This window comes from Paenibacillus agaridevorans (assembly GCF_003112455.1).
Lineage (GTDB): Bacteria > Bacillota > Bacilli > Paenibacillales > Paenibacillaceae > Pristimantibacillus > Pristimantibacillus agaridevorans.
Genome location: NZ_BDQX01000036.1, coordinates 140,984 through 149,475, shown reverse-complemented (window position 1 = coordinate 149,475; position 8,492 = coordinate 140,984). Strand labels below are relative to the sequence as shown.

8 protein-coding genes and 1 pseudogene are annotated in these 8,492 nt (G+C 55.2%); all 9 read right to left on the bottom strand.

Annotated elements, in window-relative coordinates; all coding sequences use genetic code 11:
* A partial coding sequence (gene yhbY / locus PAT3040_RS02780) for a ribosome assembly RNA-binding protein YhbY (protein WP_258234798.1) occupies positions 1-237 on the bottom strand: 237 nt, incomplete at its 3' end.
* Between the two features lie 81 nt (positions 238-318).
* Positions 319-1,197 (bottom strand): shikimate dehydrogenase, encoded by an 879-nt coding sequence (gene aroE / locus PAT3040_RS02775; protein ID WP_246608604.1) that lies wholly within the window; start codon positions 1,195-1,197, stop codon positions 319-321.
* 51 nt (positions 1,198-1,248) lie between these two features.
* Positions 1,249-2,376, bottom strand: coding sequence for a ribosome biogenesis GTPase YqeH (gene yqeH / locus PAT3040_RS02770; protein WP_108991456.1), 1,128 nt, complete (start codon positions 2,374-2,376; stop codon positions 1,249-1,251).
* Positions 2,373-2,897: a YqeG family HAD IIIA-type phosphatase gene (locus PAT3040_RS02765; RefSeq protein WP_087571047.1), complete on the bottom strand. Its 525-nt coding sequence runs from the start codon at positions 2,895-2,897 to the stop codon at positions 2,373-2,375. The genes yqeH and PAT3040_RS02765 overlap by 4 nt, the downstream gene beginning before the upstream one ends.
* 132 nt (positions 2,898-3,029) lie before the next feature.
* Complete coding sequence (locus tag PAT3040_RS02760; protein ID WP_108991455.1) at positions 3,030-5,270, bottom strand: DUF4129 domain-containing transglutaminase family protein; 2,241 nt, start codon at positions 5,268-5,270, stop codon at positions 3,030-3,032.
* Positions 5,267-6,511 carry a DUF58 domain-containing protein gene (locus tag PAT3040_RS02755; protein ID WP_108991454.1) on the bottom strand — a complete coding sequence of 415 codons (1,245 nt, stop codon included), beginning with the start codon at positions 6,509-6,511 and terminating at the stop codon, positions 5,267-5,269. The genes PAT3040_RS02760 and PAT3040_RS02755 overlap by 4 nt, the downstream gene beginning before the upstream one ends.
* A 3-nt stretch (positions 6,512-6,514) precedes the next feature.
* Complete coding sequence (locus PAT3040_RS02750) at positions 6,515-7,450, bottom strand: AAA family ATPase (RefSeq protein ID WP_087571083.1); 936 nt, start codon at positions 7,448-7,450, stop codon at positions 6,515-6,517.
* Between the two features lie 194 nt (positions 7,451-7,644).
* On the bottom strand, positions 7,645-7,995 hold the full coding sequence (gene spoVAE / locus PAT3040_RS02745) for a stage V sporulation protein AE (RefSeq protein ID WP_087571044.1): 351 nt from the start codon (positions 7,993-7,995) through the stop codon (positions 7,645-7,647).
* A pseudogene (locus tag PAT3040_RS38315) lies at positions 7,992-8,492 on the bottom strand (stage V sporulation protein AD); the annotation flags it as partial. The pseudogene PAT3040_RS38315 and the gene spoVAE, both read right to left, overlap by 4 nt.

Below are 8,492 nucleotides of genomic sequence, written 5' to 3'. Positions count from 1 at the left end.
CTTGCCTATAACCTGCACCAGCTCGGCGCCGGCTGCCGCGGCTACTTCCGCCCCGATCTCGCGAGGATCGTCCATACAATTGTTAAGGACGGACACTTTGATCAGCTCGCGTGTCTCGATCGCTTCGGAAATATGGCGGACAAGATGATCGTTCGTGCCGCCCTTGCCGACCTGAAAGATCGGCTGAAGATGATGCGCCAAAGAGCGCAGATGTCTTTTTTGTTTGCCTGTTAACATAGAATACCGTTCCTTCTTTCGTATACGAATACGCGGCAGCGCCACCGCTTGCCACGTTAAACGCCTAGATTGCTTATTATCTTATTGCCCTGCTTGGAGCGCCTCCAGCACCGTCTCGCGCATAGCCGCAACAGGCGCAACCTTTCCCGTCCAATATTCGAACGCGTATGCTCCTTGATAGATGAACATGCCGAGCCCGCCATGCGTCCTGCAGCCGCCCGCTTCCGCTTGCAGCAGGAACTCCGTCCGAAGCGGATTATAGATGAGATCGCTTGCGACCGCGCCGGGCTTCATCCACCCCGCTTCGATCGGCGATTGACCTACGTTCGGATACATGCCGACCGAAGTCGTGTTAATGACGATATCCGCATCGCCGCACCAGCGCTGCAGCTCATCATTGGAGATAGCGTGAACACCCGCCGAAGCGCCGCCCAGCGATTCCGCGAGTTCTTCCGCGCGCTCTACCGTCCGGTTGGCGATTGCGACGGACTCCGGCTTTTCTTGAAGCAACGCGTACACGATGCCCCGCGAGGCGCCGCCTGCGCCGATCACGACGATCCGCTTGCCGGCAAGGTTCGGCTCCGCTTCTTCCTTCAAAGATCTTACATAGCCGATGCCGTCGGTATTGTAACCGATCAGCTTGCCGTTATCATTGACGATCGTATTAACGGCACCAATCGCCCTAGCTCCCGGATCGATCTCGTCGATCAGCTCCATCACTTGCAGCTTGTGCGGAATCGTCACGTTAACGCCGCGAATCCCCATCGCCCGCACGCCGGCTATGAATGCCGGCAGCGACTCCGAGGTAATATGGAACGCCGTATATACGCCGTTAATGCCGCTTTCGCGAAATGCCCGATTTAGCATAATCGGCGACTTGGAATGCCGGATGGGATCGCCGATGACGCCATACAATACCGTATGGCTGTCTATGGTCCCCCGTTTAATGTGCTCAGTCACAACCGCTCCCCTACTTTCTAACCACTAGTACGAAAGTCCACTCAGGACGGATCAAATCATCGAATCGCGAAGAAGAACCTTGACGCCTTTCGGCGCATAAACGTCAATCAACGCCCCGCGGAGGCCATTGACCTGAATCCAGCCCAGACCCGCGATAAAGACATCCTGCTTCTCGCCTGGCTTAACGCGCAAGGAATGCCGCGTCCACTCCGGAATCGAAGCCAACTCATCACGCGAAGGAGCGCCCAGCAACTCACCCTTGTGCTCCTCGTACAGCTCGTCCGCCCGCTCCAGCTTCGTGCGATGCACATGCAGCGCGTTCGAGATGTAAAGCGTGAACGACTGGCGTTCGCCCTCGACAAAGTCGAATCTGGCAAGACTGCCGATAAACAGCGTCTGCTGCTCGTTCAGCTGGTACACCAGCGGTTTGATCGGCTTGTCCGGCAGCAGCGAGCCCAGGAAGCTGCGCGGCACGACCTCCGTCATCCGGCTGGAGTAAACGATTCCCGGCGTATCGATGATCGACTTGCCGTCATCCAGCGGTATGTATACCGCATCCAGCGTCGTGCCTGGGTAACGGGAAGTAGTCAATTCCCGCTCCATATTGCTGTAATCGCGGATGAGACGGTTAATCAGCGTCGATTTGCCGACGTTAGTCGCTCCGACCACATAGATGTCGCGGTCGCCTCGATGCTGCTCAAGCGCTTCGATGACATGTTCGAAGCCCTTGTTCCGCTTCGCGCTGCACATAATGACGTCCACCGTGCGAAGGCCTTGCGCCTTGGCTGCGCGCTGCACCCAATTGCGAATCCGGTTCACGTTCATCCCCTTCGGCAGCAAGTCAATCTTGTTGACGACGAGCAGCACCGGGTTATTGCCGACGAACCGTTGCAGGCCCGAGATCAGACTGCCCTCGAAATCGTATAAATCGACGATGTGAACAACAAGGCTGTTCGTCGTCCCGATGCTGCCGAGGAGCCGCAAGAAGTCGTCCTGATCAAGAGCAACCGAAGACGCCTCGTTATAATGTTTGATGCGGAAACATCGTTGACAGATGACGGGATCGCGCTGCAGCGAAGTCTCCGGCAGGAATCCCGGCTTCTCGGCGTTTTCCGTTTGCAGCGTTACGCCGCATCCCGCGCAGGAAGGCGTCTGTTCTCTTAGTTGCTGGTCTTTCACTTCGTTTCCTCCTCGTACCACAATCCGCGCTTGCGCAGTCTGGCCAATGCAATTCGTTCGATCCGGCGGTTGAACAGCGTCATAAAGCCCTCATCCGCCGGGGAAATCGGCGCGACCAGAATCGTATATAATCCCATTCGATTGCCGCCAAGAACATCCGTCATCATTTGATCGCCGATCATGACGGTTTCATTCGCTTTAAGTCCCAGCATCGCAAGAGCTTTGCGAAATGCCCCTTGGGTCGGCTTTCGAGCTGCGTGAACGAACGGAATTTGGAGCGGAGCCGCGAAGCTGCCAACTCTTGTTTCATTATTATTGGACACGATAACGACACTGAACCCCGCATCCCGAACCTTGTCCAGCCAAAGTACAAGTTCAGGGGTTGCCAGCGGTTCCTTGGCGCCGACCAGCGTATTGTCCAGATCCGTGATGATTCCCCGGACCCCTTGGGCGGCGAGAACATCTAGATCGATCTCGTATACCGAACCCACCCTCATATTCGGAAGAAGCCTTTCGAACATTCTGTGATCCCTCTCTCTTTCTGCCTGCTATCTTACGAAACTATACCATACAATCCGAATTTGTTGCAAAAAAAGCCGCCGCCGGCGTACCGGCAAGCGGTATATATTATTATAGTAGGAATAATTTCAAGGTTATTTCAATTCACCGATCAAATAACGGATTTTGCCTGCAAACCGCTCGGCCTCTTCGCGTGAGACGGCAGCTTGACCGTACTTGGCATGCTCGAAGCTGTCAAGCACATAACGGAAGTCATCCGTAAGCCTCTTCTGCTGTTTCGACCATCTCAGAATCGCTTCCCGCAGCGTCTCATGTTCCTCGCGGCGCATGCCTCGCTTATGACACTGGCGCAGCAGCCTGTTCGTCTCGACGACAATCAGTTCGTTCGACGAGTAGTCCCGGCCTACCAGCTTGTTCCACAAGACCGGAATATCGCGGCGACGCAGCACGAGCCACAGAGCAGCTCCGGCAACAAGAGCGGATACTACAACGATCATCCATACAGCAGTCCCCTTCGATTCTGTTGGAAGCTCGGCATTGACAACCGGCTCATCAACAGAAGGCGCTACTGTAGGCAGTGGCGTTTCTTCACCTTCCGCTACCATATAAGGGAAAGAGAAGCCCGCGGTAGCCTCAAACGAGATCCAGCCATAACCCTCAAAGTAAATCTCTACCCAAGAGTGGGCATCCGAGTTGCGAACGGTGTACATCCCCGCGCCTGATGGGTTGAAGTCTTCGCCGTCCAGCATTTCTCCCGGACCGTAAAGATCGGCAGGCAACACGCCCGGCGCAAATCCTTTTACCCAACGAGCCGGCATGTCGAGACTCCGGGCAAGCACAGCCATCGCCGAAGAGAAGTAGTCGCAATACCCTTCCATCAGCTCAAAAAGAAACTGATCGACGAAGTCTTCGCTTGTTCCGGATAACTTGGACAAGTCAGGTTTGTTATTATAGACAAAGTTGCTGCGCAAATAATCCTCGATCAGACGAGCTTTCTCGTAGTCGTTTGCGCCGCCTGCGGATATTTGAACCGCAAGGTCTCGAACCCGTTGCGGCAACGATGCCGGCAGGCTCGTATAAACCTGCTGCAGATTTTGCTCGGAGAAGGACGCATCCGCTTCCTTAAGCCCTTCTTCATCCAGCAGCGTAATGGTTGACGTAAGCGAATAAGACTTGGGATACGAATCGGGATCGCCCCATCGCAGCTCCCACTCATACGGCTTCCATCTCATGAGATTAGGAGAGAAGTTCCCGCTTTCCTCGTTGATCCAATTCACGCTGGATACGGGAGCCGCTCCGAACAGAACGGGATAAGTATCTTCCCTGATCATCGAGATTATCTGGCTCACTTCCACCGTCTCCGCAAGCGAACGGTCCTCTGCGGCTAGCAGAGCTTGCTCCTGGTTCACCCTTGCGGTAGTATCGATCGTCCGATTGTCCGCATCTACCCATCCGGTGCCCGTGTAGATGGCTTTGGACTCCCCGCGCCAATAGCTCCGCTGGGAGGTGGAAACGGTCATCATCGGCGAGTAGTCATAGTCGAAGCCGCCGCCGAGCGAGCCATCTTCCCGGCTGTAGCCGGAGCTGGCATTCGCTGTACTTTGAGGCGTATTGTTCGCCGGCACGGCCTTGTCTCCCAGGAACACGCGGACCTGCTCGCCCCTGGCATTTTTCCAGAGGGTGTAAGGATCCTGCAGCAAAGGTGCGGTAGACGGCACATTCACGCCGATCAAGACTAGCAGCGCGAGTACGATAAAAGTCGGCGTTATTAGGCCGACAGGATATTCGAACAACGTCCTCCAGCTATCGGGATGCGTCAATTGGAGCTTCCTCAGATGATGGATGACCAGCCATAAGAGGCCCGTAAATACGACGATTGCCACATCGTCCCACAACCATATTGGCGTAAAGGAATCTGCTATAGTCAAGACCAGCAGAGCGGCGCCAACGATGCCGAACAAGCGCGTCCGCGTAGTAGCCCAGGCCGCGAACAGCATATGCAAGCCAAGCAACGCCAAGCTAATCCATATAAACGGATGGAGCTGAGCAAGCTGCTGCTCCATCCACCAGCCCCATTCGCTGCTGTCCGCCGGCGCAGCAATATACCATTCCTTGCGCGCAAAGCGGTAAGTCACCCAGATGGCGGCAATCAATTGGAAAGTCCAGCGAACCCATCTGAGCTTCTGCGGCAGAAGCGCGTCCACTATAATAGCCGCTACAAGCGTCGCATATGCGATCGTGTAGCTTTCGGGCCACCAGTATCCGTCGAATACCGCAACGCAAGCCATCAGAATGACACCTACGAATAAGGAAACGAATCGTTCATACCAGCCGGCAGCCATATAAGCGCCGACCCAGGATAATACCTTCTTCATGCGGTCACGCTCCCTTCCAAGGCGGAAGGCAGATCCTGAAGATGCTTTACTTCGTACAACTGCCAACCTCTGCTGCGAATAAGCCCTTTCCAGGCGATATTGCCGCTCAGCTTGTCGTCCGGATCGCCAATATGAATGAGACAAGGCGTCACGCCTTTGCGGGACAGCCATTCCATGCTTCGTATCATGCCGCTGCCGATATCGGCCGTAACAAGCAGTACGAAGCAGCCGGGCTCAATCATATATTCCGAACGCGTGAGGGAATCATAGATCCGATAGGGTGCATCCGGGCTCACGCTGGTCAAATGCTTCATGGCCAGGCTCCGCTGCTCCACGCCGGAGCGCGGGGGAAGCATCGTGACTTTCGAGCCTGCGGAGAGAAGACCCATCGCCGTATCATCCTTTAGGCCGTGCTCGATGAACGATGCCGTTACGGAGACGGCCAGCTCAAAGCGGTCTTGAGAGTCCCCATAGGAATCCGCATGCCGGTCTAGAATAAGCAGCGTTCGGGGAAGCGATTCTCGCTCAAACGCTTTGGACTTCCATTCCCCCGTTTTGGCCGTGGCGTTCCAATGCACGCGTGACAAACGATCGCCGTAGTGATACTCGCGAACGCCGTTAATTTGCGTGGTCTCCTTCGCCGAACGAGACGCGGCCGCGTGGGAATACGGTCCGCGAATTCCCCGTTGAAATCCGCTCCATTGGCGAAGCGGAACAGTCTGCGGGAGCACGCTGAAGGCCGATTCCGTCGCAAAGCTGCCGGAATGCTCGAATAGGCCGAATACGTCGTAAGCGAGACATTCCGTCTCCGCGAAGCGATATTCTCCCCTGGGAAGCGGAGGCGTTCGGTAGCTGATGGAGCCCGTCCGCTTCCAGTTCGGCACAAACGACGTTTCGAATTGAAATACCCTTCCGTCGTGCCGGACAAATCCGTCGCGAACAATGACATAAGGAAGCGGATAGTAGCCCGGAATACGAACCTCAACGTTCACGTCGAGCGAGCTCCCCGCTGTTAATGTATCCGGCTGCGAGCCCGAGCCTTGGAGAACATGCATTCTGCTGCCCTTTACCTTGGCAATGCCGCTGTAGCGTCCCAGCAGCAAATACAACAGCAGCAAATTGAGAATAATGAAGAGCATAAGGGACGTCTTGCCCCCCTGGAACAAGAAGTAGAACAAGCTGCTGACGTAGACGGCCGCGATGAACGACTTGCGGAAGCGCTGCTTCTTCTTCTCGTTCATACGTTATCTCTCAAGCCGGACAGGCACTTTGGTCGACTGAAGCACTTGATCAACGACGTTCTCCGCCTTTAGTCCGTTCATGCGAGCCTCCGTGCGCAGCAGCAGGCGATGCGATAGCACGTATGGCGCAAGCGCTTTTATATCGTCCGGGGTTACATATTTGCGTCCGTTAAGATAAGCAGCCGCCTTGGCGGCCCTAGCCAGCGCGATCGTCGCGCGAGGGCTCGCCCCGAGCACCACTTGCGGATGCTCGCGCGTGCCGCGAATAAGGCCGACCAAATATTTGCCGACGGCATCATCCACATGCACCTGCAGCACTTGCTGCTGAATATGCGCAACGTCGCTTGCTTGAAGCACCGATTGGATCATGCTCGAAGGCTGAATCGCGCGATTGCCGGCAATCATGCCTTGCTCGTCTTCTTCGCTCGGGTATCCCAGCGACAGCTTCATCATAAATCGATCCAGTTGCGCTTCCGGAAGCGTGTACGTCCCTTCGAACTCTATGGGATTTTGTGTCGCGAGCAGAACAAAAGGCTGCGGCAGCTCGTACGTATCGCCGTCTACAGTGACATGCCCCTCCTCCATCGCCTCCAGAAGCGCGGATTGTGTCTTCGTGGTGGCTCGATTGATTTCATCGGCCAGCAATATGTTGGTCATCACTGGGCCGGGACGGAACATAAACGTCTCCTGCTTGGGATGATAGATAGAAACGCCCGTAATATCGGTAGGCAAAAGGTCGGGATTGCACTGAATGCGGCGGAATTGGCCGCCGATTGATTTGGCCAGCGCCTTCACCAGCTGAGTTTTGCCGGTGCCGGGCACGTCCTCCAGCAACACGTGGCCGCCTGCCAGCACGGCGACTAGCAATCTTTCAATTTCTTCTTTTTTTCCCAGGATGCAAGAGTTGAGATTAGCCAGAATCGATGAGCATAATTGCATGTCGTCGGTACGAATATCCACGATGAAATGACCTCCCGGAAAATAAAGTTATATTAACCAAAATTTTATAACTCGCACTAATGTGGGTTTAAAATGTGCGCCAATAATACTATTTTACAGTACTAGCTCAACCCGCACAAATCGCAGTCATCCAAAAAAAATTGGAGAATCCTACAGGATTCTCCAAGGTGAATTCATCCCTTCGGCCGAATGACGAGCGCCGCGAGGAACGAAAATATGATCGCAGCCGAAATGCCTGCGCTTGTAACCTTGAATATGCCGGAAATGACGCCGATCCAGCCCTGATTATGCAGCTCGGTCAACGCCCCGTGCACGAGCGCGTTACCAAAGCTCGTAATGGGCACCGACGCGCCGGCACCGGCGAATTTGACCAACGGCTCGTACAAATCAAAGCCGTCCACGATGGCGCCGATAACGACCAAAGTCGCCATCGTATGGGCGGGAGTCAGCTTAAGCACATCGAACATTAACTGTCCGAGCACGCATATGGCCCCCCCGACCAGAAAAGCCCAGAGAAATATCATGCCTGCGCCTCCTTTCCGGCAGCAGCGATCGCTACCGCATGGGCGATTCCGGGAATGCTCTCGCCCTGCTGGAAGGAAAGCGGAGACAGCAGCGCTCCCGTCGCAACGACGAGTATACGTTTAAGCTCCCCCTTGGCAATACGTTTCAACAGATGACCGTAAGTCACTACAGCCGAGCAGCCGCAGCCGCTCCCTCCCGCTTGCACCTTCTGTTTTTGGACATCGTATACCATTAGACCGCAATCTCCGAATACCGTATGGTCCATGGGAACACCGTCCTGCATCAGCAGCTCCTTGGCGATGGGATGACCGACCCCGGCCAAATCTCCGGTTACGATCAAATCGTAATCACCTGGCGAACGACCCGTATCTTCAAAATGCGTCTGGATCGTATCCACCGCCGCCGGGGCCATTGCCGCGCCCATATTAAACGGATCGGTTATGCCAAGATCAACAACCTTGCCGATTGTCGCGCACTCAACGACGGGACCGTTGCC